This window comes from Streptococcus infantis, assembly GCF_047463635.1.
Classification (GTDB): domain Bacteria; phylum Bacillota; class Bacilli; order Lactobacillales; family Streptococcaceae; genus Streptococcus; species Streptococcus infantis_W.
Genome location: NZ_JASHDL010000019.1, coordinates 1 through 25,497, shown reverse-complemented (window position 1 = coordinate 25,497; position 25,497 = coordinate 1). Strand labels below are relative to the sequence as shown.

Below are 25,497 nucleotides of genomic sequence, written 5' to 3'. Positions count from 1 at the left end.
ATAGAGGAGTCATTATGAAACAAAGTAAAATGCTTATCCCAACGCTTCGCGAAATGCCAAGCGATGCTCAAGTTATCAGTCACGCCCTTATGTTGCGTGCTGGTTATGTTCGTCAAGTATCAGCAGGTGTTTACTCTTATCTACCACTTGCTAACCGTGTTATCGAAAAAGCTAAGAAGATCATGCGTCAAGAGTTTGACAAGATGGGGGCCGTTGAGATGTTGGCTCCAGCCCTTCTCAGTGCTGACCTTTGGCGTGAATCAGGACGTTATGAGACCTACGGTGAAGATTTGTACAAATTGAAGAATCGTGAAAAATCTGACTTCATCTTGGGTCCAACTCACGAAGAAACCTTTACAGCAATTGTCCGTGATTCTGTCAAGTCTTACAAGCAGTTACCACTGAACTTGTACCAAATCCAACCTAAGTACCGTGATGAAAAACGTCCACGTAATGGACTTCTTCGTACCCGTGAGTTCATCATGAAAGATGGTTATAGCTTCCACGCTAACTACGATAGCTTGGATGTTACTTATGATGAGTACAAGGCGGCCTACGAACGTATTTTCACTCGTAGTGGCTTGGACTTTAAAGCCATCATCGGTGACGGTGGAGCCATGGGTGGTAAGGATAGCCAAGAGTTTATGGCCATCACACCTGCTCGTACAGACCTTGACCGTTGGGTAGTATTAGACAAGTCTGTCGCGTCGTTTGATGAAATCCCTGCAGAAGTGCAAGAAGAAATCAAGGTTGAATTGCTCAAATGGATGGTTTCTGGTGAAGACACCATTGCCTACTCAAGTGAGTCAAGCTATGCGGCTAACTTGGAAATGGCAACTAACGCCTATAAACCAAGCAACCGTGTTGTGACTGAAGACCAAGTGGCTCGCGTGGAAACACCAGGTGTCAAATCGATCGATGAAGTGGCAGCCTTCTTGAATATCTCTGAAGAGCAGACAATTAAGACATTGGTTTATATGGCAGACCAAGAGCCAGTTGTGGCCCTACTGGTTGGCAATGACCAACTCAACGAAGTCAAATTGAAAAACTACCTTGGAGCAGACTTCTTAGAACCTGCAACCGAGGCGGAAGTGAAAGAATTATTGGGAGCGGACTTTGGTTCACTTGGCCCAGTCAATCTTCCAGAAAATGTTAAGATTATCGCAGACCGCAAGGTGCAAGATAGTCGCAATGCTGTTGTAGGTGCTAACGAAGATGGTTACCACTTGACTGGTGTAAACCCAGGTCGTGATCTCACTGCTGAGTATGTCGATATCCGTGAAGTTCGTGAGGGTGAAATTTCTCCTGACGGACAAGGCGTTCTTAACTTTGCGCGTGGTATCGAAATTGGTCACATCTTCAAACTTGGAACTCGTTACTCAGCAAGTATGGGTGCAGATGTCTTGGATGAAAATGGTCGCGCTGTGCCAATCATCATGGGATGCTACGGTATCGGTGTCAGCCGTCTCCTTTCAGCAGTCATGGAGCAACACGCTCGCCTCTTTGTCAACAAAACTCCAAAAGGTGAATACCGTTACGCTTGGGGTATCAACTTCCCTAAAGAATTGGCGCCATTTGATGTGCACTTGATTCCGGTTAATGTCAAGGATGAAGCAAGTCTTGCATTGACAAATCGTATCGAAGAAGCCTTGGTCAACAAAGGTTACGAAGTCTTGACGGATGACCGTAACGAACGTGTCGGTGTTAAATTCAGCGATAGCGACTTGATTGGTCTTCCAATCCGTATCACTGTTGGGAAGAAAGCAGCTGATGGTATCGTAGAAGTCAAGATCAAGGCGACAGGGGATACAATCGAAGTTCACGCAGATAGCTTGCTTGAAACCCTTGAAATCCTAACAAATAAATAAAATCTATAATCAGAAGAAAAACAAGACAAAAATGTAACTAGTTTTTGCCTTGTTTTTTCTTTATAATGAGAGAAAGTAAGACTCAATGAAAATCAAAGAGCAAACTAGGAAACTAGCCGCAGGTTGCTCAAAACACCGTTTTGAGGTTGTGGATAGAACTGACGAAGTCAGTAACGCATATACGGCAAGGCGACGTTGACGCGGTTTGAATTTGATTTTCGAAGAGTATAAGCATTAAAAGCGTAAAAAGAGGTAGTACTATGCTAAAATTTCCAAAGGATTTTGTCTGGGGTTCCTCAACTTCTGGGCCACAGACAGAAGGGCGAGTGCCTGGTGACGGAAAGGGAGATAATCTCTGGGATTATTGGTACCAAGTAGAGCCAAATCGCTACTACAATGGGATTGGACCAGATAAGACATCGACCTTCTATGAAAACTGGGAAAAGGATATCGAACTTTTGTTAGAAACAGGGCATACAGCCTTTCGGACTTCTATCCAGTGGTCTCGTATTTTCCCACAGGGTCGTGGAGAAGTCAATCCTCAAGGTGTGGCTTTTTACCGTCAGGTCTTTGAGGCTATTAAGGCCAAGGGAATCCGTCTCTTAGTCAATCTCTATCATTTTGATCTGCCTTTTGCCCTTCAAGAAGATGGGGATGGTTGGGAAAATAAAGCAACTATTAAAGCTTATGAAGACTATGCTCGTTTCTGTTTTGAGACCTACGGTGACCTTGTGGACCAATGGATTACCTTCAATGAGCCCATCGTTCCTGTTGAGTTTGGCTATTTCTATGATGCCCATTATCCACATAAGGTGGATGCCAAAGCAGCAGTTAAGGTTGCCTATCATACCCAGCTAGCCAGCACTCTTGCGGTGAAGGCTTGTCACGAAATGTTGCCGGGTTCTAAGATTGGGATAGTCCTCAACTTGACACCAGCCTATCCACGTAGTCAGCATCCTGCGGATGTCAAGGCTGCTCGTATTGCCGACCTCTTTCAGGCACAATCTTTCCTAGATCCGTCTGTTTTAGGAGCTTATCCAGAAGAATTGGTGGAGATTTTAGCTGAGCATGATTTGCTGCCAGAATACACAGCCGAAGAATTGGAACTCATTCGTGAGAACACCGTTGACTTCCTAGGAGTCAATTACTATCAGCCTTTGCGTGTTATGGCGCCACGTTTTGCTAAGCATCCTGATAGTCCACTATTACCAGAGCATTTCTATGAGCCTTACGTTATGCCAGGTCGTAAGATCAATCCACACCGCGGTTGGGAAATCTACGAGCAAGGGATTTATGACATTGCCCAAAACATCAAGGAAAACTACGGTAATATTGAGTGGATGCTGACAGAAAATGGGATGGGTGTTGAAGGTGAGGATAAATTCCGTGAAAATGGAATGATCCAGGATGATTACCGTATCGACTTTGTCAAAGGTCATCTTCGTGAGCTCCATCGTGCTATTGAAGACGGCACCAACTGTAAAGGTTACTTAATCTGGACCTTTATCGATTGCTGGTCATGGCTCAATAGCTATAAAAACCGTTATGGTTTAGTCGAGCTTGACCTTGAAACGCAAGAACGCCGTCTGAAAAAATCAGGCCACTGGTTTAAAGAACTCAGCGATAACAATGGGTTTTAAGAACTTTGCAGTCTAACAAATGATATGAAAAAACCATTGGACCTCAACTCTTTTCGAGTTTTTCCAATGGTTTTTCTTGTTCTTATAATAGTCCAATAAAGAGTAGTAGAGCTGATAAACCAATAAAGGTTAGAGTTGCAAGACCACGTTGGCCTGGATTGTATATCTTTCGTTCTCCTCGAACTGGGAATACGATAGCTAGTAATGCGCCACCGACAGCTCCACCTACGTGTCCAGCAAGGCTAATACCAGGCATAAAAACACTACCTACTAGGTTGATAACTAAGAGGGAGAGGTAAGATTGACCGAGCTGTTGCAGATAGGGATTGCGTGAGGCATAACGGAGAACGACAATAGAAGCGAACATACCGTAGAGGGCAGTTGAAGCACCTGCAGTAATGGCATTGGGACTAAAAACGAGGACAAAGAGATTTCCCATCATACCTGATAGAAGGTAGATAAAGAAAAACTGTTTGGAGCCAAAGATTTGTTCCATCTGACGTCCCAAGAAGTAAAGGGATAGCATATTGACTAAAAAGTGCTCCAAGCCAATGTGGACAAAGGTTGCCGAAAATAAGCGCCAGATTTGTTCAGGCATGGCCTTGATAGCAGGAGGATAAACAGCTCCAAACCGATACAAGGTAGCTGCACTTGTGTAATTGAAACCGCTGGTTAGAAACATGATGATAAAAACTAGGGTTGTCACGAGGAGAAAGAAGCTCGTGACAGGATAACGACGATCAAAAATCTCTTTCATAGATGAGTACCTCCTCAACGGGAATATCATGTGTATCAGGATGGAAATCCTGAATCTGACAAGGATAAAGTGTACTAATGGTGTGACCAGTAAAATGCTCCAAGTAGCGGTCGTAGTAGCCACCTCCATAGCCAACTCGATAACCAGAGGGATTGAAAGCTAAACCAGGAACATGGATCAAGTCAATCTGAGAGGGCACAAAGACAATAGCTTCCCCCTGCGGTTCAAGAAGTCCAAAAGAATTTCTTTCGAGTTTCTCTGGTTCATATAGAACAAAGTCCATTTTCCCATGTGGATAGGTTTTGGGAATGAGGAGTGTCTTCCCATCTTTTTGAGCTTGTTCGATCAGTTCAGCTGTCTGAAATTCATGAGGAAAAGACAGGTAAGTGGCGATAGTCTTTGATTCTTTATAAAAAGGATGTTGAAAAAACTGATCTGTGAGCCAATAATTTATGCTCTGCTTTTCTTCTTTGGATAGAGACTTGAGTTCTTGCAAGACCTGCTTGCGTAAGCTTTTTTTCATAGTTTACTCCGCAGCTTTCTTGGCTAAAAAGCTTGATACAGCCTCGACACCGATTGCCAGAGCTTCTTCCTTAGGACTCATCTTTGGATGGTGAAGAGCATAGGGACTATCAATTCCAAGCCAGAACATGACACCAGGAATCTTGGAGAGAAGATAACCAAAGTCTTCTCCTGTCATGGCAGGTTCGATGTCGATTAATTCAATTCCCTCTTTTTCATCAAAGAAGGTCATCAATTCACAGGCTAGTTCAGGGTTGTTTTCGACTGGCAAATAGCCTCCCTGTTTGAGTTCAATCTCTACATCCATGTCAAAGGCAGCTGCTACACCTTCAGCGATAGCTTTGACACGTTTTTGAACCAAAAGACTCATATTGTGTGTAAGAGCTCGAATGGTTCCATGCAGGAAAGCTGTATCAGCGATGACATTATTGGTTGTACCAGCTTGAAAAACACCGAAAGTGACAACAGCTCCCTCGATAGGATCGACATTACGGCTGACAACTGACTGGACTTGGGTCACAAAATAGCTAGCTGCAACCAGAGCATCGTTTGCTTCGTGTGGAAAGGCAGCGTGTCCGCCTTTACCCTTAAAGCGAATCTTAACTTCACATGTTCCAGCAAAGAGTGTATGGGTATTGGTCGCAATCTGTCCAACTTTTAAGTCAGGACGGATATGAAGTCCATAGAATTGATCAGGCAACCAGTCACCAAAAGCATCATCTTCATACATGAGCATACCACCTGCTTCGTTTTCCTCGGCAGGTTGGAAGAGAAAGAGGAGATTGTTTTTGGGTTGGTTTTCTAGAGCACGTTCGAGACTTCCAAGGGCAATGGTCATGTGAAAATCGTGTCCACAAGCATGCATGCGGTCGGGGTGCTGAGAGGCAAAAGGAAGACCTGTTTGTTCAACGATTGGGAGTCCATCAATATCTGTTCGCCAACCAATGGTACGTTCTGGCTGACTTCCTTGCAAGTAAACTAAAATACCTGTTCGCCAAGTACGAATCTGAACAAAATCCTTACCAGCTGTTAATGTTTCAATGACATTGAGTAAATAAGCGTGAGTCTTGAATTCTTCTAAACCAATCTCAGGAATTTGGTGAAGATCGCGTCGAGTTTGAATCAAATCTAACATAGTTAATTTCCTTCTATTGATACGAGAAAGAGGCTGGAAATATTTCCGCCTCTGTTACTAATTACAAGGTGCGAAGCGCATCTTCTAGCGCTGTTTTTTGTTGGGTTTGGCTATCGATTTCCTTGATAACACGAGCTGGGACACCAGCTACCACAACATTTTCTGGAACATCTTGAGTGACGATGGCCCCTGCTGCAACAACAGAACCGCTACCGATTTGAACACCTTCGATAACCACAGCGTTAGCACCGATGAGAACATTGTCACCGACACGGACAGGCTCAGCACTAGCTGGTTCGATAACACCTGCAAGAACAGCGCCTGCACCTACGTGACTATTTTTACCGACAATAGCGCGTCCGCCCAGAATAGCTCCCATATCAATCATAGTACCAGCACCGATTTCAGCACCGATGTTGATAACAGCTCCCATCATGATAACAGCATTGTCACCAATCTCAACTTGGTCACGGATGATAGCGCCTGGCTCGATACGCGCATTGATATCACGTTTATCAAGGAGAGGCACAGCAGAGTTGCGAGCGTCTTGTTCAACAACATAGTCCTTGTTTTCTGTAAGTCCTTCAAGAAGTGGAGCGATATCTTTCCAGTCTCCAAAAAGAACATTCCCAAGCTTGATAACAGAGGCAGGGATAGCTCCAGCAAGTTGCCCCTCAAAGGTCACTTTTACACTTGTCTTTTTCTCAGCATTTGCGATAAATTGGATAATTTCTTGTGCATTCATTTTTGTAGCAGTCATAGGTGTCTCCTCACTCTTTGTAATGCTTACTATTCTACCAAAAAAGGCTTCAATTTTGAAGCCTTAAGTGTTAAAAGAAGGTGTTTAATTCTTGGATTTAGATTCTTCGATGGACAAGAAAATCATAGGAACGATAATCAAAATCATGGCCAGTACCAAGAAACCATCCAGAACCATGCCAAGGAAAAGAACGCTTAGAATAGCAGAGGATAGAGGTTCGCTTGCGCTAACGACCGACACCACCAATGGGGAAACGAGAGAGACAGCCTTCATCGATAGGAAAAAGGCAAAAGCAGTTCCCAAAAAGGCAATGGTCAAACAAATACAGATACTGATGGCATCAACCTGGAAGCTAATCTTATAAACAGGGTAGAGAAAATTACTAAAAAGTCCAGCGATAATCATTCCCCAACCAACAGTTGGCACAAAACCGTATTTTTTAGCAAAGCGTTGGGGTAAGATGACATTGAACATGACGCCTAGGGCACTGAGAAGTCCAGTCAGTAAAGCAAGAGGAGTGATGGATAGCTTAGACAAATCGCCTTTGGTAGCCATCAAAAAGACTCCAATCATAGCAGTCAAAACATAGAAAATTGCTTTTTTAGAAGCTTTTTTCTTGTAGATGATGCGATTATATAGAAGTATAAAGACAGGACTGATAAATTGGAGGATGGTGGCAGTGGTAGCGTTGGAATACTCCACACAGAGATAGAAGAAAAACTGAACAGAAAAAATCCCTAAGATGGCATAGGCCAGAAAAGGCAGGTAATTGTTTCGATTTTTCCAGATCTCGAAGAGCTGGGACCGGAGTTTTATACTAGATAAGACGATTACGAAACTACCAGCGACGAGTAGACGCATAGAAGTAATCCACCCTGAAGATACTTGATAATGTGAAAAAAAGTACTCTCCTAAAATTCCGCAGATCCCCCAGATCAGGCCAGATAGGAGAGAATAAATGGTTCCCTTAAAAATATTCTTTTGATATTTATTCATGTTGCTATTGTACCATGAAATGAAAAAAGAAAAAAGAGAGTGGAGAAAAATCATTTCTTTCAGAAATTTTCTTTCCCACTCTCAATGATTGTGCTAGTTAGCGCTGTTGATTGCTACTTCTATTATTGGAACTAGAGCTACTGCTCCCGTTACTATTAGAAGTATTATTACGATTATTATTGTTATTGTTACTACTATTGCTATTGTTATTGTTTGATGAGGAAGAAGATGCTTTAGGCAGACTTCCTAAAATGGTGTTCCAAGCATTTTGATAGTCTGCATCGCTTCCACCAATAGCGAATTTATAAGTGGTAGTCGGAGCACCATTTTGGTTAGCCCAGTAACTTGTTACCATTTCACCAGTCACATTAATCTCTTTACCATTGATAGTAACCTTACCTGGTTTTTGACCAGTTGATTTGAGGACTTGTGATGAAGTGACACTTGAGTCGAGTTTGAAACGTTCTGAACCCCAAGAAGAAGGTGCTGCTTGTTGAATGGCATTTACCAGATGAGCCATATATTTTGCATTACGGTAGTGTCCTGCACCTTTACCAAGTGGTCGGTTATCATCGTGACCAAGCCAACCACCAAGGGTTAATCTTGGAGTTGAAAGCATGAGCCACATATCGCCATCTTCATTGGTCGTACCAGTTTTACCAATCCAGTCAGCACCTGCCAAACTTGGGTTGATTGCAGCAAGATCGCTCTGGAAGCTTGAAGTCACTTGGGAAGAAATAACATCTCTTAGTAAGCTCTGCATAATGGTTGCAGTTGCTTTAGAGTAGACTTGTACAGGTTCGTCTTTGTGCTCATAGATAACCTCGCCGCTGGTCTTCTCGATTTTTGAAATCATGTATTTTTTATGGTAAACACCATTGTTAGCCAAGGTTTGGTAGCCATTTGTATGCTGGGCTACAGTGACATCAATTCCTCCCCCCATAGGAAGACTTTCGATGCCGTATTCTGGGATCTCGTAGCCCATTTTTTCCATGTAGGAACGGACATCAACTCCTTTTTGAAGAAGTAACTGATAGGTCCAGTAGGCTGGGATATTCCAAGAGTAATTCAGAGCTTCTTTCAGACTCATCATGGCAGTACCAGAACTATTGACATACATAATAGGATTTCCGTTAGAGAAGTTAGTTGGATAGTTAGATAAGACACTTGCACTTCCCATCAAGCCTTGGTCAATCGCAATACTGTAGGCTAGGATTGGTTTAGTAGTTGAAGCAGGAGACCGTTTAGTGTTAAAGGCGTGGTTGTTTTGATTACTTTGGTAATCACGACCACCGACAAATCCTAAAATGGCGCCTGTTTGGTTATCCATCAAGACATTTCCGACTTCTGGTTGACCAGTATCATCATCGACAAGGTAGCCATAGTTTGCAACTGCACCTTGCATGGCTGTATGGATAGCTTTATCAATTGTAGTTGTGATACGGTAACCACCATTTTGAATCTCTTTTTCAGCCAATTCATGATAAGATTTTTGGATAGATTCATTTTTGAGCTCTTGTTCAGAAACGTTATCTTTTTTGACCAGATAATCGTACATGAGGTTCGTCGCCTCATCAAGCGTAGTGAAGTAGAGGAAACCTTTAGCAGTTACGTTGACATTTTCTGCTGGCAAGAAGTCTTTCTTAATATCGTACGCTTTATAGGTTTCGTAATCTTCTTGGCTAAGGACTCCAGTTCTGTACATATTGTAGAGAACATCTTTTGAGCGCTTGATTCCAAGTTCAATATCTTCTTCGCTCTTCATCTCACCAGTAGACTCATAAGGTGAGTAGGAAATAGGGCTTTGTGGTAAACCTGCTAGGAAAGCTGCTTGAGGAATGGTTAGTTTGCTAGCATCCACTCCGAAAATCCCAGTTGCAGCCTGCTGAGCACCTGCGATATTTTGCCCCTTGTTATTGCGACCAAAAGGTGCAACATTTAGATAGGTAGTCAGGATTTCATCCTTATTCATAGCACGTTCTAGGGCTAGAGCATCTACGATTTCACTAGCTTTACGAGCAAGCGTAGGAGCATCACCAACTACTTGTTGTTTGATGAGCTGTTGTGTTAGGGTAGAACCACCACTCGAAGAACCAAGGCCGATAAAGTTTCCTAGACTGGCACGAATGACAGCTTTAGGAACGACACCATTGTGCTCTGCAAAGTGTTCGTCCTCGGTTGCAACGATAGCTTGCTTGAGATTCTCTGAGATGGCATCGGATGCGACAGATGTTCGCAAAAGATCGCTCTCGATAGCCCCAATCATGGAACCATCTGCATAGCGAATCTCAGAAATAGATGAAATATTGTTGACCTGTTTAACCAAATCCTCCGTTTGAGGGACACTAACTTGATCAAAGAGAGAAACAGCATACCCCAAAACAACCCCAGTCCCGAGGAGGCCGCCAATAAAAGCTAGGATGAAAAGTGTGTTAAAAGTTGCTTTTATCCCAAGTAAAATCTTGGCCCCAATAGTCCAAATGGTTAGTTTTGTTTTGACTTTCTTATTTTTATCTGGATTTTTTTTGGAAGTTGTTAATTTTAGAGACCGAAGTAAGGCCAGTCCTTTTTGTTTGATTCTTGTTACATGTTTGTTCATAGAATTCCTCACTCTTTATTATTATACCATAAAAGCATCTCTTGCAAGAAATTAGGCTTAGAATGGGGGTTAGATAGGGATTGGTTCTTGGGATTTAGACATCAAAAAAGCCAGATTTAAGTTAAATCTGACTGTTTGACAAATTGTTATTTATCTCCTGAAAGTTCTTTTCCAAGATCAATCAAGTAGTCTTTCAAGTGGTCTTTGACTTGTGGATGTTTGAGAGCGTATTCGATGGAAGTCTTCATAAATCCAAACTTATCTCCAACATCGTAACGTGAGCCTTTAAACTCGCGAGCAAATACTCGTTGGGTTTTGTTGAGGGTATCGATAGCATCTGTTAGCTGGATTTCATTTCCCGCACCAGGTTTTTGACTTTCGAGGATGCCGAAAATCTCTGGTGTGAGGAGATAACGGCCAATAATGGCTAGATCACTTGGTGCATCTTCAGGTGCGGGTTTTTCAACGAAGGTTTCAACACTGTAAAGACCGTCATTTCCTTCACCCTGAGGAGCGATAACACCGTATGAAGAAACTTCTTCGTGTGGGACAGGCATTACGGCGATAGTAGAAGCATGAGTCTTCTCATAATCATTCATGAGTTGCTTGGTCAATGGAACGGCCTTGTCATTTGTGATATCCATGAGATCATCTCCAAGCATGACCACAAAGGGTTCGTTCCCGACGAAAGCTTTGGCTTGTAAAACGGCATCTCCGAGGCCACGTGGGTGTGTTTGACGGATAAAGTGAAGACGCATACCAGTTGTTTCATCAACTAGTTTCAAAAGGTCGGTTTTTCCTTTTTCCTTGAGGTTGTATTCTAGTTCAAAGTTTGAGTCGAAATGGTCTTCGATAGAACGTTTTGACTTTCCTGTTACCACAAGAATGTCCTCAATTCCAGACTTAAGAGCTTCTTCAACGATGAACTGGATGGTTGGTTTATCGACGATTGGCAACATTTCTTTGGCCAAAGCTTTGGTAGCAGGTAGGAAACGAGTTCCAAGTCCTGCAGCAGGGATAACGGCTTTTCTAACTTTTTGCTTCATGAGCTTCCTTTCTAACGGTGACTAAGACCACTCGTTCTCTGCCTTGAACTCATTGCTCATGAGTTCAGAAACGGCATCCTTAATATTAACATTTTCATAAATAACTTGGTAGATGGCTTGGGTAATAGGCATATAAACTCCAAGTTCTTGCGCTAATTCGTAAGCAGCTTTGGTTGTTGAAATACCTTCAATGACCATTCCCATATTTGCCTCGATATCTGCCAAGGCTTCACCACGACCAAGAGCATCTCCAGCACGCCAGTTACGTGAGTGGACAGAAGTTCCTGTAACGATCAAATCACCGACACCTGAAAGTCCGCTATAAGTCAGTGGATTTGCACCAAGTTTAACCCCCAGACGAGTAATTTCTGCCAGCCCGCGCGTGATAATAGCAGCTTTGGCATTATCCCCAAATCCAAGTCCATGAAGGGCACCTGCACCAACGGCAATGATATTTTTAAGAGCACCAGCTGTTTCCACTCCGATCACATCTGTATTGGTATAAAGGCGGAAGTAGTGGTTGCTAAAGAGTTTTTGAACATATTGAGCAGTCTGTAAATCTTTAGAAGCAGCCGTAATCAAGGTAATATCACGTACAATCGTTTCTTCTGCATGGCTAGGACCAGACACAACCACAATTTCACTACGCAATTCTTCAGGGATTTCTTCTTCTAGAATGGTTGAAAGGCGTTTGTGGCTATTGGGTTCGAGGCCTTTTGAAGCATGCATGACAACCACTTTATGATCCAAAACAGCAGCCACTTGTTGAGCTACCAATCTGGTCACCTTGGTTGGCACCACACACAAGACAGCATCAACACCCTTCAAGGCTTCTGCCAAATCATGATAGGCAACAATTTTTTCGTCTAATACAGTATCCTTAAAATAGCGTTTGTTAGTATGTTGTGTATTGATTTCGTCAATTTGATCAGGAATATTTCCCCAGATACGCACTTGGTGTCCGTTGTCATTAAGAACTTGTGACAGCGCAGTACCCCAAGAACCAGGGCCTAAAACAGCGATGGTTTGTTTGTTCATATTTTCCTCCTTCTGAGAAAGCACTTTCCTATATTCTACCATAAAAAGGACTATCATGCATCTATAGAATTCATTAAGAAATTTTTGTCAGACTATTTATATATCTGAGAAAGAAATTGAAAAAATGGCAGTAGAATAATAGGGTATTCATGGGTCAAAACAATAAAATCACGAAAAGAGAAACAATATTTCCCCTAAAAATGGTATAATAGGAGCATCATGAAAATTGGAGAGACGCTATGAGTTTTTACAATCATAAAGAAATTGAGCCTAAGTGGCAAAAATACTGGGCTGACCATCACACTTTTAAGACGGGGACAGATGCTTCAAAACCTAAGTTTTATGCGCTTGATATGTTCCCTTACCCATCTGGAGCGGGTCTGCACGTAGGACACCCAGAAGGCTACACAGCGACTGATATCCTCAGCCGTTTTAAACGCGCCCAAGGCTACAACGTCCTTCACCCAATGGGATGGGATGCCTTTGGTTTGCCTGCAGAGCAATACGCTATGGATACAGGAAATGACCCAGCGGAATTCACAGCAGAAAACATTGCCAACTTCAAACGCCAAATCAATGCGCTTGGATTCTCTTACGACTGGGATCGTGAAGTCAACACAACGGATCCAAACTACTACAAGTGGACGCAATGGATTTTCACTAAGCTTTACGAAAAAGGTTTGGCTTATGAAGCTGAAGTGCCAGTAAACTGGGTTGAAGAATTGGGAACAGCCATCGCCAACGAAGAAGTGCTTCCAGATGGAACATCTGAGCGTGGTGGCTATCCGGTTGTCCGTAAACCAATGCGCCAATGGATGCTTAAAATCACTGCCTATGCGGAGCGCTTGCTCAATGACTTGGATGAGCTTGATTGGCCAGAGTCTATCAAAGATATGCAGCGCAACTGGATCGGTAAATCAACTGGTGCCAATGTCACTTTCAAGGTGAAAGGAACTGACAAGGAATTCACCGTCTTTACGACACGTCCGGATACCCTTTTCGGAGCGACCTTCACTGTTTTGGCGCCTGAGCATGAACTAGTAGATGCCATCGTAAGTGCGGAACAAGCTGAGGCTGTAGCTAATTACAAACACCAAGCTAGCTTGAAATCAGACTTGGCTCGTACAGACCTTGCCAAGGAAAAAACAGGGGTTTGGACTGGTGCTTATGCGATCAACCCTGTTAACGGCAAAGAAATTCCAATCTGGATTGCGGACTACGTTCTTGCTAGCTACGGAACAGGTGCTGTTATGGCTGTACCTGCTCATGACCAACGTGACTGGGAATTTGCTAAACAATTTGACCTTCCAATCGTAGAAGTGCTTGAAGGAGGCAACGTTGAAGAGGCTGCCTACACAGAAGATGGCCTTCATGTTAATTCTGACTTCCTAAATGGATTGAATAAAGAAGACGCCATTGCCAAGATTGTGGCTTGGTTGGAAGAAAAAGGCTGTGGCCAAGAAAAGGTTACCTATCGCCTCCGCGACTGGCTCTTTAGCCGTCAACGTTACTGGGGTGAGCCAATTCCAATCATTCATTGGGAAGATGGAACTTCGACAGCTGTTCCAGAAAGTGAATTGCCACTTGTCTTGCCAGTAACCAAGGACATCCGCCCTTCAGGTACTGGTGAAAGCCCACTGGCCAATTTGGCAGACTGGCTTGAAGTGACTCGTGAAGATGGTGTCAAGGGTCGTCGTGAAACAAACACCATGCCACAATGGGCTGGTTCAAGCTGGTACTACCTCCGCTATATTGACCCACACAATACTGAGAAATTGGCTGATGAGGACCTTCTCAAACAATGGTTGCCAGTAGATATCTATGTGGGTGGTGCGGAGCATGCCGTTCTTCACTTGCTTTATGCTCGTTTCTGGCACAAATTCCTCTATGACCTCGGTGTCGTTCCAACTAAGGAACCATTCCAAAAACTCTTTAACCAAGGGATGATTTTGGGAACAAGCTACCGTGACCACCGTGGAGCTCTTGTGGCGACTGACAAGGTTGAAAAACGTGACGGTTCCTTCTTCCATGTGGAAACAGGAGAAGAGTTGGAGCAAGCACCAGCCAAGATGTCTAAATCTCTTAAGAACGTTGTCAACCCAGACGATGTGGTGGATCAATACGGAGCCGATACCCTTCGTGTCTATGAAATGTTCATGGGACCACTCGATGCTTCCATCGCTTGGTCTGAAGAAGGTTTGGAAGGAAGCCGTAAGTTCCTTGACCGTGTTTACCGTTTGATTACAAGTAAAGAAATCGTTGCGGAAAACAATGGCGCTCTTGACAAGGTTTACAATGAAACCGTTAAATCTGTCACAGAGCAAATCGAGTCTATGAAATTCAACACAGCCATTGCCCAACTCATGGTCTTTGTCAATGCAGCAAACAAGGAAGACAAACTCTATGTAGACTACGCCAAAGGCTTTATCCAATTGATCGCCCCATTTGCACCTCACTTGGCAGAAGAACTCTGGCAAACAGTCGCAGCAACAGGTGAGTCTATCTCTTACGTAGTTTGGCCAACATGGGACGAAAGCAAATTGGTTGAAGACGAAATCGAAATTGTCGTTCAAATCAAAGGAAAAGTTCGTGCTAAACTCATGGTTGCGAAAGACCTTTCACGCGAAGAATTGCAAGAAGTGGCTCTGGTTAACGACAAAGTTAAAGCAGAGATCGATGGCAAGGAAATTGTGAAGGTGATTAGTGTACCTAACAAACTCGTTAATATCGTTGTTAAATAAGAAATGAATCCTTCAGAGTAGAATCTGGAGGATTTTTGTAGATTACCTGAGAGATGTGATATACTATTCACATCTTTAAACTTATAAGAGTAAGACAAGGAGAAAGCTATGCCAGTAAATGAATATGGTCAGATGATTGGTGAACCTGTAGACGACACACCTGGAGTCTTGCCTTCACTTGTACGGATAGAAGGACAGTATACGATTATCGAAGCTCTGTCAGTAGAAAAGCATGCGGAGGATTTGTTAACTGTTTATGGTCCAGATAGCCCTCGTGACATGTGGACCTATCTCTTTCAACCACCAGTAGAAAATCTCGAAAAATTAATCGTCGCTTTAAAGCAGATGCTTGAGCGCAAGGATCGCTTCTATTATGCGATTATCGATAAAGTGACTGGAAAGGCGCTGGGGACTTTTTCTCTCATGCGTATTGACCAAGCTAATCGCGTGATTGAAGTTGGCGCGGTGACCTTTTCTCCGGCTCTCAAACAGACCAGGATGGGAACAGAGGCCCACTATTTGCTAGCTCGTTATGTCTTTGAAGAGCTTAACTATCGCCGTTATGAGTGGAAATGTGATGCGCTAAATCTACCTTCTAGAAAAGCAGCAGAACGTTTGGGCTTTATCTACGAGGGAACCTTCCGTCAAGCTGTTATTTATAAAGGGCGTACTAGAGATACGGATTGGTTGTCTATGATCGACAAGGATTGGCCAAGGGTTAAGGCTCGTTTTGAAGCATGGTTGAAGCAAGATAATTTTGATGAAAATGGACAACAGATTAAATCTCTACGAGAATGTTAGGAAGGTTTGCTATGATTAAGATTACAAAAGAAACATCTGTTTCACTTGATGACGTTTTGCATCTCTACCAGGCAGTTGGTTGGACAAATTATACAAATCAGCCCCAAATGTTGTCCCGGGCTCTGTCTCATTCACTAGCCATTTATCTAGCGCGTGATGGTGAGGAAATCGTTGGTCTAGTTCGCTTGATTGGAGACGGTTTTTCTTCGGTTTTTGTCCAGGATTTGATCGTTTTGCCTACCTATCAGCGCCAAGGGATTGGTAGTCACTTGATGAAAAAATCCTTAGCTGATTATAAGGATACCTACCAAGTACAACTAGCGACAGAACAAACAGAAAAAACCTTGGAATTTTATCGTTCTCTGGGGTTTGAAACCTTGTCTAGCTTCCAGTGTACGGGCATGATTTGGGTGAATCGAAAAAAATTACAATAATTTTTTTCTCTTAAGCTAACTTTAAGTCTTCTTCTGTATCATGTAACCATTAAATAAAGACCTCCTAATACTCTTCGAAAATCTCACCATACTTCATTAGAGTCGACTTACCTAACTTTAGTTATGCTTGCGTCGCTCTGCCTAGTTTGATTTCGATTTTCATTGAGTAACCTTTATTTAATAGAAATTCTAAACTTTTTTTCATCATAATCTCCTAATAAAGTCACCCAATTTGGTGGCTTTTTGTTATGTGACTTTCAGCGATATTTCATTTATATTCGTTGTTTTGAACAAAAGTAAAAGTTCGTGTCAAGGATAACGCGGATATCCATATAATACAAAGATTGCCGTATCTTCTATTGTTTAGAAACTTGATGCCTTTAAAATTGGTGTTATTAAACTTTTTAATGACCTACTTGAGATCTTGATAAAAAGTATCTGATCTATCGTGGTTTTATCAAAAGGTATCGAAATATAAAAGAACTAAATTTTTCAAAAAGAAGATTATCGAGGAAATCTCGTGTAACAATATAGTATTTCGTGAGGAAGTAAGATTATGGAAAAAACACTTTTTCTTGATGAAAATCTATATCTAGTATATAATCAATCTATAACGTATAGATTGGAGATATATCATGGCTATAAGCTTATCGAAACAATATAATTTTAAACTGAATGAAGCTACTATGGAACAAGCTCGAAATATTATCAAGGAAAAGGGCATGACAATGACAGATGCTATTTCTTTATTTGTGGAGCAAATAGTTCTAGAGCAAGATTTGCCTATTAAGACGGCCGAAGATCTACATCGAGAACAGTTGATTAAAGAATTACAAGCCCAATCTGAACGTGCCTTGAGAGAATACGAGGCAGGAGAAGGGATTTCCCTAGACAGTATGAGGGCACGCTATGGCTTATAAAGTGATCCTTTCAAAAGAAGTTGAACAAGCTATCGACAATATACACGACTATATAGCTACGGTACTTTTATCCCCTCAATCTGCTAAAAATACTGTGACAAAAATTTTAGATGGGTTAAAAAGTTTAGAAGTCTTTCCTGAGGCTGGTTTTGATGCTGATGTGAAAATCGGTGTAAAGATTAATAGTAAGTATCCTACACGAGGAAAAATTATAGATCAATACGTTTTGCTTTACTTTGTTGATCAGACACAAAAGACTGTTTTTCTCTCCCATTTATTTCATACCAAGAGTGACTATGTTACCTTACTACAAAAAGACAATAAAAAAAGTTCAAAATCTTAAGCTAACTTTAAGTTTGCTTGTGTATTATGTAATCATTAAATAAAGACCTCCTAACTTTATTTAATAGAAATCCTAAACTTTTCTTTTTCATAATAATCTCCCTAATGAAGCCACCAAATTCGGTGGCTTTTTTGTTTGTAGGCTGGATTTTTGATATAATAGAGCCATGAGTAGAATTTTAGATAATGAAATCATGGGCGATGAGGAGTTGGTAGAACGTACTCTCCGCCCCCAATATTTGCGTGAATATATCGGTCAGGACAAGGTCAAGGATCAGCTTCAAATCTTTATTGAAGCAGCAAAAATGCGTGACGAGGCGCTGGATCATGTTCTTTTGTTTGGCCCTCCAGGTCTCGGGAAAACGACCATGGCCTTTGTCATTGCCAATGAATTGGGAGTCAATCTCAAGCAGACTTCGGGTCCAGTCATTGAAAAAGCAGGGGATTTGGTAGCGATTTTGAATGACTTAGAGCCTGGGGATGTCCTTTTTATTGATGAGATTCATCGCTTGCCCATGTCGGTGGAAGAGGTGCTTTATAGTGCCATGGAGGACTTCTACATTGATATCATGATTGGGGCTGGTGAAGGCAGTCGCAGTGTTCATTTGGAGTTACCACCTTTTACCTTGATTGGTGCGACGACTCGGGCTGGTATGCTCTCAAATCCGCTACGGGCACGTTTTGGAATTACAGGTCATATGGAGTATTATGCCCATGCTGACTTAACAGAAATAGTCGAGCGGACGGCAGATATTTTTGAGATGGAAATCACACATGAGGCAGCATCTGAGTTGTCCTTGCGTAGTCGTGGGACCCCTCGTATTGCCAATCGTCTCCTTAAGCGCGTGCGAGACTTTGCGCAGATTATGGGTGATGGCTTGATTGATGATGTGATTACGGATAAGGCTTTGACTATGCTGGATGTAGACCATGAAGGCTTGGACTATGTGGACCAGAAAATTCTCCGCACCATGATTGAGATGTACGGTGGAGGTCCTGTCGGTCTAGGTACCCTTTCGGTAAATATCGCTGAAGAGCGTGAGACGGTAGAGGATATGTATGAACCTTACCTAATCCAGAAAGGCTTTATCATGCGAACTCGTTCAGGACGGGTCGCGACAGCTAAGGCTTACGAACATTTGGGGTATGAATACATTGAAAAATAAGGTTCAAATCTTAGACTCTTTTAGAGAAAATCCTGACATGATGGCTATTTTGACCATCATCCGTGACTTAGAGTTGAAAGATTCCTGGTTGGCGGCTGGTTCGGTCCGAAATTTTATCTGGAATCTCTTGTCAGATAAGCCATCCTTTGACCGTGAAACGGATGTGGATGTGATTTTCTTTGACCCAGATGTGAGTTACGAAGAAACGCTGGTTATAGAGAACAAGTTGAGGGAGGACTTTCCTCAGTATCAGTGGGAGCTGAAAAATCAGGTCTATATGCATCAGCATAGTCCCCATACGCCTCCGTATAGAAATTCCTGCGATGCCATGAGTAAGTATCCTGAACGTTGTACGGCAGTAGGACTGCGCTTGCAAGCTGACGCAACTTTAGAGCTCTTTGCTCCTTATGGTTTGGAGGATATTTTAAACTTTCAAGTTCGTCCAACTCCTCATTTCTTAGAAAATCAAGATCGAATGAAGCTCTATCAAAAGCGTTTATCCAAGAAAAATTGGCGAGAAAAATGGAAAAATCTTACAGTTAAAAATACTTAAGGAAACTTTAAGATAGGAGTTGTATACTTATCTCATAAGTTAAAAAGACCTTAACTTATACTCCTAAAACTTTTTCATAATAATCTCCCTATAAAAAAATTAAGTCGCCCAATCAGGCGGCTTTTTTTGATGGAGCGATGATTCGATATATAGTAGATTGAACCTAGAATAGTACGCTACGGATTTTAAAACATTGCTAGAAATTGATCTGACTTTTTTTCTGGTCAATTTGTTTATATTTTATTTCATCCTACTGATTTTTTACAATAATATTTGATTTTTTAAAGGTAAATAGATGATTATTGGATAAAAAAAGAATCTTAAATTCAGGTAAAATCTACAAAAAGAACAAGTCATTTGTGTTAATATATTTTTATACAAATCTTTGGACAAAGCAGGCTCTAATGTGCTATAATAAGGTGTTATAGATTGAGCTCTATATCAAAATTTTTTAAGAGTACACCAGTGCTTGTCAGGGTGAAAAAAAGAGAAAATATCCATGTAACATGGCTGTGTATCTTAAGAATGTTTTGGTATTTAGTTTTTTTATAAAAAATGAACTCAAGGAGAAAAAAACATGTTTTTTAGACGTCAAGAAGGAGAGTATCGAGAAACCGATCGTGTAACTAGATACAAACTGATTAAGTCAGGGAAACATTGGTTGCGTGCCTCAACGTCTTTATTCGGGCTATTTAAGGTTCTTCGTGGTGGTATTGATACTGCTCAGGTGACAACTGAAGTTGTGGAAGATCGTGTCTCAACTTCTTTAACCGGGATAGATGTCCTCAAGGGGATAGCTGCCGCGGGGGCTGTTGTTGGTGGTGGAGTGGTCACTCATACGCAAGTCCATGCCAATGAACAGCTGGCTGTAGAGAAAGTCGTGGATGGTACTGACAATCTAGTGAATTCTGATCAGGTTGTTTTGGGAACTGTCAATAAAGATGAGGAGCAGCAAACGTCTGTTTCAACATCTAACTCTATCAGTGAGAGTATCTCGCTATCAGATTCTACAAGTGCCTCGACCTCAGTCTCAACAAGTCTATCTGAGTCCGTAAGTGCTTCGACCTCAGCTAGCACGAGCACCAGTATTTCATCTTCAACTTCAGCTAGCACCTCGTCTTCATTGAACGATTCTGCTTCAACATCAGATAGTGCTTCAACTGTTGCAAGCAGTTCTCACTCTGAGACTTCGCATGTAGAAGGTTCACAAAGGGTTTCTAGCGAAAACACTATCAGTAACGACAGAGTATCAAGAGCTAGAGTAGACGCTAGCGATGCTCAGGTCAATCCTAATCTTTCTAGTGCTCTTTCAACAGCAGAAAACTTTACAAGTCAAAATGCGAGTCTGACAGCTACGACTACAGCGACTCTTGCTGCGACAACAACAGCAGAAACAAGCGCTAAAAAGCAAGCAGAAGACCGTAAGAAACTGGCAGCCCTTTCAGCAGAAATGGGAGAATACCTGGCTAAAGCCGTGGACCTTCCAGATACAAGCTCAGCCATTCTTAAGGTGAAATCTGCTATTGCTGAGATTGAGTCTACTCTCAAGGATCCAAACGCTGACCTAGGAACAGTTGTCAAGACAGCTACTTCAGCTCGCAACTCTATCGCCAATGCGGTTTCACGTGCAACCTCTGGCCAACGTGATAGCCGTAATGGACAACCAATGGCAACGGGAGAAAATCTCCGAGGTATTTCTCCGATTGCGGTAAACAATCACACCACAGCTCAACTTGAACAAGGTAGTTATTCAAGTTCTAATCGTGAGGTTGTCTGGAAAATCAAAATGCATTCGCAGAGTCCGCTTAATTACGCAGGTCTGATCGCGCAGGTGGATAGAAACACAACCATCACTCGTGTTCTTTTCAATGGACAACCAATGGAAAAACGTGGTGGTTCTGGTAATGAGTATGTATTCAATAAGCGCCATGATTTGAATAGAAACCTTGAAGCGACTATATTGGTGTATGCGACGGTAAACAATCGTTCTAACGCAGCTACTTTGAATGCTCAAGTGGCGACAAGCAGTCAACCGTTTACAAGCGCCAGCAATTCTGGGAATTATAGTAGCTCAATGAGCTCAACCGTTACGACTGGTGAAGCAGGTAATAACCGTGCAACATCTAAGCCGCCTACCATTAGTTTGCCTACAGATGTCACTTATTATAATGATGACTCTATTGCCACAATCAACATGCCGATGAGTGATGACAAGGGGTTGAGAACATTAGCTGCAGGACCTAATAATACAATCATCACTGGCTTAACTGCACCTAATTATCCAAGAAATGCAAGAGGTGTCGTCGGGGATTTCGGTGTTTATCAGAATGGTAGGTTTGCTGGTTATCCAAAGAGTTATACGGTAAATATACAAGGTACCATTGGCCGAGACAATGGAGCATGGAAGCCATATGCTACTGGTGCGCACATTCTTGAATATGTTGTAACAGATACTGACGGACAAACAGATACGGCACATATGACTCTCCATATCAAAGGCTTCAATGAACGTAACGAGCCTGTGAGTGGTGATTCTGTTACAGTTAACAACCCGTCATCTTTGAGCGATACTGAGAGGGCTCAAATTCTTGAAAACTTCAAGAGCAAAAATGCTGCTCTCCTTTCAAAAACTGACTACAAGAATGGTTCTGAAGGTGGTAAAGAAATTACAGTGTCTAACACTGGTGAAATCACGCTTACCTATCGGGATAATACTGTGGATGTCGTTCGAGCTAACGTGAGAGCGGAAACGGAAGTACCTGTGCCTGCTGTTACAGTGACGCGTGATGGCGAGGTCATTCGAGCGACACAAAGTCCATATGCAGACCGAGGTATGGAACACATCGTCTATGCTGGTGATAACTTTACAGTTGATTTCACAGCGTATGATAATAGCGGGAAACTAAAAGAGTTTAAGATTATCTCCAAAGCGGACGCTAATCGACCTGCTTTAACAACCAACTTCTTCCAAGGTGATAATGATACAGGAGATGAGTATGGTAAAGGTGTGGTTGACCATCTAAATAGTGGCGATATCAATGCTACTGAGAGCAGTCCAGCTCATATCGTTGTAAAGGCCCATCTTAGGGATGATTTGGAGTGGAAGTCAGGAAATACTTGGCAACGAAATGCGGTTGCTACCGACCAAGTAAATAATCGAAATGTCACAACAGGAACTGGTAATGTTCGTATCACTCAAGGACAACTGAAAGACCGTCTTAAAGTAATAAATCCTGACTTTACACCTGTAGCAAATAAAGATAGCTTAACAGATGATGAAAAGGCAGCTGTCAAGACTGCCATCTATGCTAAAAATAATCAGGCAATACACCGTATCAAAGATATTCAAGTTGCAAACGATGGAACTGCAACGATTATTTATAAGGATTTAACAAGAAATACTATTTCTCGATCTGTTACAGTTAATGAACGTCCAAAACTGGAGATTCATTATGATAATGCTACAACTAAGGAAATCTATCTATACCGTGGGGAAGAAGTTAATGTAACCTTTAGAGCAACTGATGATTCTGGCAAGATTTCTTCATTGAAGTTTGAAATGCAAGGAACTGCGGATAGTGCAAACGGAAACAACTACGCAGGATATACTGGTCTCAATCGTTCAAATCCGATTACTAACTTAACGAATCAATCTGATGCAAAGATTACCCTTACAGGGACTCTAGGTAAAACTGCACGATTAGGGTCATTTGAACGCTATTTAATAGCAACAGATGATAAAAATACATCTGATAGTGACCATACTAAAAATGGGATTACCGATAATGGTTATGTCAAGTTTGTAATCAAAAGCCAGACTGATAAATATACTGCTGTAGCGAAGGCTCCAACTATCTATACCTATACTGGTGAAACGGCAACGGATTTAAACGATGCTACGAACTTTGTCCAGCTTGATGGTGGAGGACAGCTCCCTCAAGGAACGACTGTTTCATGGGTTAGTCGCATTGACAACACATCTGCTGGGACAAAAAGTGCAGTTGCACGGGTTACTTATTCTGATGGCTCGACTGATGATGTAACAGTTAACTATACTGTTTATCCAAAAGTTGAAGTTAAAACTTATAATGGTGTAAAAGGTAAATTCTATGCCTTTAAGTCAGATCAAGGTAATGATAAAGTTACTGGCGGAGACTGGGCTAATAATATCGGTGGAACAATCCAACAATATACAAATTTGGGGGATTCAAGTCTGTCAGGGACAACATGGTCTTATAAGTATAAAATAAATAATCAAGGTAACGAAATTACAACCCCTGTTGGAACACAGCCGTTTGGCGCAATTTGGCATACTACGGGTTCAGAAGCTGAGAGCCATAGTACAACCTATACGCTAATTGCCACATATCCAAAAGGACGTTTTGGGGATGTTTCAACAAGCAATCCAGCCTTGACAAGTCAGACAAACTTTGATTATACAGTTGTTGATCCTGTAGCTAAACAGGAGTACGTTACAACTGTGGCAAATAAGACTCCATTAGCAGAGATTATTGAAAATCCAGGAGAGGCGCTTAAAAATTCGAACGAAAGTGTATCCTTCCCAACAGGAACTACCTTTAGTTGGGATCAGGCTCCTGATGATGCTATGCTGGAAAACGCAGGAGTTTATACACGAAAAGTAAGAATCACTCTTCCACAAGGATCTTACAGCGGAACTGCTAATAGTAGAACGGTTGATGTGACTATTAAGGTCAATCCACAAGCACCGGTTATCTCAGTTGCTTCTACCAACGAAACAGGTGGTTTGCCAAATCGTTCGATTGTGGTTACGAATGTAACACCTGGAGCGGTTGTTACGCTCACATTAGCTGGACATAAATTTACCAAGACAGCTAAAGACAACGAATCAAGTGTTACCTTTGAACCTGCAGAGTTGCAAAAAGCTTACGATGGCAACAATGGGCTACTTCCGACGGAGGATGTGACTGCTAAGCAAGAAAAAACAGTAACACTTCCAAGTGGTGGAACTGAAACCTTGAGTTCGTCTACAACGACTGCAACTATTACCAAAGAAACTGTAGCACCTGAAGTAACTTTTGAACTTCATATTAAGAATGATAAGACTGGCCAATGGGAAAAACAAACGATCAAGAATAATGTTCGTCCAGGAGTCAGCGGTTACGAAGTCTTCGCAGGCGACAAGATTAAAGTTGTTCTAACTGCTAAAGATAATAGTGGTAAGATTAAAACTCTGAAATTAAACGATGGAACTTCTGATATCAGTCGTATTTTCCAAACTGGTTATTCTTCAGATGATGATGCACTAGGAATTAAGGATATTACCACTGAAGCTTCGGCGACAACTCCAAAAGTGCTAGAGTACACTGCTACTTATGGAGAAAATGTACAGTATAAAGATGGAAACAAATGGACTCGTGGAACTAATGCTACAGACTTATCAGATAATACGGGTAGAGTAACGACTGTAGTAGCACAAGGGAAACTGAACGAAAAATTCCCAGGTGTTAAACCAAAAGATGCTGTCCAGGTTTCTAATCTAACTTCCTTGACTCGAAAAGACCTTGATAAGATTCTTAATGCAGTGAAGACGTCTAACCCTGCAACAGATTTCCGTATTAAATCGTACGATATTGATAGCAATGGAACTGTAACGATTACCTACAAAGACGGAACAAAAAACACAGTAACTCCTGATTTGTCAGATTCGGATCATAAGTCAGCATCAGCGTCAACCAGTGCGTCAGTGTCTGCTTCAACCAGTGCATCAGTAAGTGCAATGACCAGTGCATCTGAGTCAGCTTCAACAAGCGCAAGTCAATCAGCAAGCACATCAGCTAGCCAGTCAGCATCGACCAGTGCGAGCCAATCAGCCAGCACGTCTGCAAGCCAAAGTGCTTCAACAAGTGCGAGTCAATCAGCAAGCACATCAGCTAGCCAGTCAGCATCGACCAGTGCGAGCCAATCAGCCAGCACGTCGGCTAGCCAGTCAGCTTCAACAAGCGCAAGTCAATCAGCAAGCACGTCAGCTAGCCAGTCCGCATCGACAAGCGCCAGTCAATCAGCCAGCACGTCAGCTAGCCAGTCAGCATCGACAAGTGCGAGCCAATCAGCCAGCACGTCTGCAAGCCAAAGTGCTTCAACAAGCGCAAGTCAATCAGCAAGCACATCGGCTAGCCAGTCAGCATCAACCAGTGCAA

Annotated in this window: 18 protein-coding genes; 10 read left to right on the top strand and 8 right to left on the bottom strand. The window is 42.2% G+C overall.

The window, feature by feature from the left end; all coding sequences use genetic code 11:
- Positions 1 to 14: 14 nt before the first annotated feature.
- Complete coding sequence (locus QM867_RS09210; protein WP_414315623.1) at positions 15 to 1,868, top strand: proline--tRNA ligase; 1,854 nt, start codon at positions 15 to 17, stop codon at positions 1,866 to 1,868.
- A gap of 260 nt (positions 1,869 to 2,128) precedes the next feature.
- Positions 2,129 to 3,508, top strand: coding sequence for a glycoside hydrolase family 1 protein (locus tag QM867_RS09205; RefSeq protein ID WP_414276555.1), 1,380 nt, complete (start codon positions 2,129 to 2,131; stop codon positions 3,506 to 3,508).
- Between the two features lie 82 nt (positions 3,509 to 3,590).
- Here QM867_RS09205 and QM867_RS09200 read toward each other — a convergent pair whose 3' ends face one another.
- The 8 genes from QM867_RS09200 to QM867_RS09165 all read right to left on the bottom strand — a co-directional run bounded on the left by QM867_RS09200 (position 3,591) and on the right by QM867_RS09165 (position 12,361).
- Positions 3,591 to 4,265 (bottom strand): rhomboid family intramembrane serine protease, encoded by a 675-nt coding sequence (locus tag QM867_RS09200; protein WP_414276554.1) that lies wholly within the window; start codon positions 4,263 to 4,265, stop codon positions 3,591 to 3,593.
- Positions 4,249 to 4,788: a 5-formyltetrahydrofolate cyclo-ligase gene (locus tag QM867_RS09195; protein WP_414276553.1), complete on the bottom strand. Its 540-nt coding sequence runs from the start codon at positions 4,786 to 4,788 to the stop codon at positions 4,249 to 4,251. Before QM867_RS09195 ends, QM867_RS09200 begins: the two co-directional genes overlap by 17 nt.
- Before the next feature lie 3 nt (positions 4,789 to 4,791).
- On the bottom strand, positions 4,792 to 5,922 hold the full coding sequence (locus tag QM867_RS09190; protein ID WP_414276552.1) for an N-acetyldiaminopimelate deacetylase: 1,131 nt from the start codon (positions 5,920 to 5,922) through the stop codon (positions 4,792 to 4,794).
- 61 nt (positions 5,923 to 5,983) lie between these two features.
- Positions 5,984 to 6,682 (bottom strand): 2,3,4,5-tetrahydropyridine-2,6-dicarboxylate N-acetyltransferase, encoded by a 699-nt coding sequence (dapD, locus tag QM867_RS09185; protein ID WP_045762757.1) that lies wholly within the window; start codon positions 6,680 to 6,682, stop codon positions 5,984 to 5,986.
- A gap of 84 nt (positions 6,683 to 6,766) precedes the next feature.
- Complete coding sequence (locus QM867_RS09180; RefSeq protein ID WP_414276551.1) at positions 6,767 to 7,678, bottom strand: DMT family transporter; 912 nt, start codon at positions 7,676 to 7,678, stop codon at positions 6,767 to 6,769.
- Positions 7,679 to 7,775: 97 nt separating this feature from the next.
- Entirely contained in the window at positions 7,776 to 10,277 is a 2,502-nt protein-coding gene (pbp1b, locus tag QM867_RS09175) for a penicillin-binding protein PBP1B (protein ID WP_414315622.1), read from the bottom strand.
- 146 nt (positions 10,278 to 10,423) lie between these two features.
- Positions 10,424 to 11,323, bottom strand: coding sequence for a UTP--glucose-1-phosphate uridylyltransferase GalU (gene galU / locus QM867_RS09170; protein ID WP_414315621.1), 900 nt, complete (start codon positions 11,321 to 11,323; stop codon positions 10,424 to 10,426).
- Between the two features lie 21 nt (positions 11,324 to 11,344).
- Positions 11,345 to 12,361, bottom strand: a complete 1,017-nt coding sequence (locus QM867_RS09165; RefSeq protein WP_414315620.1) for an NAD(P)H-dependent glycerol-3-phosphate dehydrogenase — start codon at positions 12,359 to 12,361, stop codon at positions 11,345 to 11,347.
- A 239-nt stretch (positions 12,362 to 12,600) separates the two neighbouring features.
- On the opposite strand from QM867_RS09165, the gene leuS reads away from it, so the two are divergent.
- The 8 genes from leuS to QM867_RS09125 all read left to right on the top strand — a co-directional run.
- Positions 12,601 to 15,102, top strand: a complete 2,502-nt coding sequence (leuS, locus tag QM867_RS09160; protein WP_414315619.1) for a leucine--tRNA ligase — start codon at positions 12,601 to 12,603, stop codon at positions 15,100 to 15,102.
- A gap of 108 nt (positions 15,103 to 15,210) precedes the next feature.
- A complete protein-coding gene (locus QM867_RS09155; protein ID WP_414285192.1) occupies positions 15,211 to 15,903 on the top strand; it encodes a GNAT family N-acetyltransferase in 693 nt (230 codons plus the stop codon).
- A gap of 11 nt (positions 15,904 to 15,914) precedes the next feature.
- The gene (locus QM867_RS09150) at positions 15,915 to 16,337 is read left to right on the top strand and encodes a GNAT family N-acetyltransferase (protein ID WP_414285193.1); all 423 of its coding nucleotides are present in this window, start codon (positions 15,915 to 15,917) and stop codon (positions 16,335 to 16,337) included.
- Between the two features lie 635 nt (positions 16,338 to 16,972).
- Complete coding sequence (locus QM867_RS09145) at positions 16,973 to 17,257, top strand: type II toxin-antitoxin system RelB/DinJ family antitoxin (protein WP_075231165.1); 285 nt, start codon at positions 16,973 to 16,975, stop codon at positions 17,255 to 17,257.
- The gene (locus QM867_RS09140) at positions 17,247 to 17,600 is read left to right on the top strand and encodes a type II toxin-antitoxin system RelE/ParE family toxin (RefSeq protein WP_075231166.1); all 354 of its coding nucleotides are present in this window, start codon (positions 17,247 to 17,249) and stop codon (positions 17,598 to 17,600) included. Before QM867_RS09145 ends, QM867_RS09140 begins: the two co-directional genes overlap by 11 nt.
- Positions 17,601 to 17,766: 166 nt before the next feature.
- Complete coding sequence (gene ruvB / locus QM867_RS09135) at positions 17,767 to 18,765, top strand: Holliday junction branch migration DNA helicase RuvB (protein WP_414315618.1); 999 nt, start codon at positions 17,767 to 17,769, stop codon at positions 18,763 to 18,765.
- The gene (locus tag QM867_RS09130) at positions 18,746 to 19,318 is read left to right on the top strand and encodes a nucleotidyltransferase family protein (protein WP_414315617.1); all 573 of its coding nucleotides are present in this window, start codon (positions 18,746 to 18,748) and stop codon (positions 19,316 to 19,318) included. Before ruvB ends, QM867_RS09130 begins: the two co-directional genes overlap by 20 nt.
- A 577-nt stretch (positions 19,319 to 19,895) precedes the next feature.
- Positions 19,896 to 25,497, top strand: a 5,602-nt coding sequence (locus QM867_RS09125) for an accessory Sec-dependent serine-rich glycoprotein adhesin (protein ID WP_414315616.1), incomplete at its 3' end; no start/stop codon positions are given.

Bases quoted from the DNA above. Each gene is read 5' to 3' on its own strand.
- QM867_RS09210 (WP_414315623.1), top strand. From the start codon at position 15: ATGAAACAAAGTAAAATGCTTATCCCAACGCTTCGCGAAATGCCAAGC.
- QM867_RS09205 (WP_414276555.1), top strand. From the start codon at position 2,129: ATGCTAAAATTTCCAAAGGATTTTGTCTGGGGTTCCTCAACTTCTGGG.
- QM867_RS09200 (WP_414276554.1), bottom strand. From the start codon at position 4,265: ATGAAAGAGATTTTTGATCGTCGTTATCCTGTCACGAGCTTCTTTCTC.
- QM867_RS09195 (WP_414276553.1), bottom strand. From the start codon at position 4,788: ATGAAAAAAAGCTTACGCAAGCAGGTCTTGCAAGAACTCAAGTCTCTA.
- QM867_RS09190 (WP_414276552.1), bottom strand. From the start codon at position 5,922: ATGTTAGATTTGATTCAAACTCGACGCGATCTTCACCAAATTCCTGAG.
- dapD (WP_045762757.1), bottom strand. From the start codon at position 6,682: ATGACTGCTACAAAAATGAATGCACAAGAAATTATCCAATTTATCGCA.
- QM867_RS09180 (WP_414276551.1), bottom strand. From the start codon at position 7,678: ATGAATAAATATCAAAAGAATATTTTTAAGGGAACCATTTATTCTCTC.
- pbp1b (WP_414315622.1), bottom strand. From the start codon at position 10,277: ATGAACAAACATGTAACAAGAATCAAACAAAAAGGACTGGCCTTACTT.
- galU (WP_414315621.1), bottom strand. From the start codon at position 11,323: ATGAAGCAAAAAGTTAGAAAAGCCGTTATCCCTGCTGCAGGACTTGGA.
- QM867_RS09165 (WP_414315620.1), bottom strand. From the start codon at position 12,361: ATGAACAAACAAACCATCGCTGTTTTAGGCCCTGGTTCTTGGGGTACT.
- leuS (WP_414315619.1), top strand. From the start codon at position 12,601: ATGAGTTTTTACAATCATAAAGAAATTGAGCCTAAGTGGCAAAAATAC.
- QM867_RS09155 (WP_414285192.1), top strand. From the start codon at position 15,211: ATGCCAGTAAATGAATATGGTCAGATGATTGGTGAACCTGTAGACGAC.
- QM867_RS09150 (WP_414285193.1), top strand. From the start codon at position 15,915: ATGATTAAGATTACAAAAGAAACATCTGTTTCACTTGATGACGTTTTG.
- QM867_RS09145 (WP_075231165.1), top strand. From the start codon at position 16,973: ATGGCTATAAGCTTATCGAAACAATATAATTTTAAACTGAATGAAGCT.
- QM867_RS09140 (WP_075231166.1), top strand. From the start codon at position 17,247: ATGGCTTATAAAGTGATCCTTTCAAAAGAAGTTGAACAAGCTATCGAC.
- ruvB (WP_414315618.1), top strand. From the start codon at position 17,767: ATGAGTAGAATTTTAGATAATGAAATCATGGGCGATGAGGAGTTGGTA.
- QM867_RS09130 (WP_414315617.1), top strand. From the start codon at position 18,746: ATGAATACATTGAAAAATAAGGTTCAAATCTTAGACTCTTTTAGAGAA.